This window comes from Pseudomonas sp. P5_A2_2 (genome assembly GCF_054177685.1).
The window spans coordinates 1-1,142 of record NZ_JBGCUL010001263.1 but is presented as its reverse complement, the minus strand read 5'-3'; the positions used below and the strand labels follow the sequence as shown (position 1 = coordinate 1,142).

The 1,142-nt window shown below is 57.4% G+C and carries 1 protein-coding gene and 1 pseudogene; both read right to left on the bottom strand.

Features of this window, described 5'->3' with window-relative positions; translation table 11 throughout:
- Positions 1–434 (bottom strand): LLM class flavin-dependent oxidoreductase (locus ACXRVY_RS30670; protein WP_458239162.1); only part of this gene is annotated, 434 nt, incomplete at its 3' end.
- A gap of 36 nt (positions 435–470) precedes the next feature.
- Positions 471–1,142: pseudogene (locus tag ACXRVY_RS30665) on the bottom strand (amino acid ABC transporter permease); the annotation flags it as partial.

Sequence of the window (1,142 nt, the reverse complement as noted above, 5' to 3'; positions counted from 1 at the left end):
GCACTGGTCAGGTAGGAGGTAACGATGTTCCACCCGACCCGGCCATTAGTCAGGTGATCCAGTGTGCTGAAGCGCCGGGCATGGGTGAAAGGATGCTCGTAACTGGTGGTGACAGTGACGCCGAAAGCCAGGTTTTCTGTCACCGCAGCCAATGCCGGAATGATCATCAACGGATCGTTGGCCGGTGCTTCCACCGCCCACTTCATCGCCGCGTCGGCATTACCGCCAAACACATCGTAGAAACCCAGCACATCACCAAAAAACAGCATGTCGAGATGGGCCTGGTCGGCGATGCGTGCCAGGTTCGACCAGTAGCCCAGGGAGTTGATGGTCAGTCGTTCGTCAGCCGGGTGCGTCCAGAGGCTTGGCGCGCCGCCACAGCCAACACTGGCTTGCTCGTATAACGCAAACAACAGAGGTTTTGGATCGGACATCGTAGTACCTGTAAAAGTCATTAAAAGGATGGGTCCGCGCTGATGCTTGAAACCTTTGCCGTAGTGGCGTTCAAGACGGTTCTGTATCAACTCCAGTCCAATGGACAGGAGCCAGTAGATAACGGCTGCGGTGGTGAGCATTTCGATGTAGCGGTAGGACGAGCGACCGTATGACTGCGCCAGGAACATCACTTCCCAGACGCCCATCACCGATATCAACGATGAGTCCTTGAGCATTGAAATGAACTGACTGGTTGTCGGTGGAATGATCGTGCGCATGGCTTGCGGCAGGACGATGTGCAGGAAAGTTGCCGCCGGCCCCAGCCCCAGAGCCATCGCCGCTTCGCGCTGCCCGGGTGCCACAGCGATGATGCCGGCTCGAAAGATCTCGCTGAGGTAGGCACCATAATTGAGCGATAGCGCGATGATCCCCGCGCTGATGGCGCCAGGAACCACACCCAACTGCGGCAGACCCAGGTAGATCAGCAGAATTTGAATCAGCAGCGGAGTACCGCAAAAAAAAGACGCATAGAAACTGGCAATGCCGAAAGCCACCGCACTGCGAGACAGGCGCGCCAGCGCCGTCACAAAGCCAAGGAGCGACGAAAGCCAGATCGAACAGAAGCACAAGAACAGCGTCAGCGCGGCGCCCTGCAAGAAACCGTCAGGCCCCAAATGCAGGCCGACCAGATTGGGCAACTTCTGCAC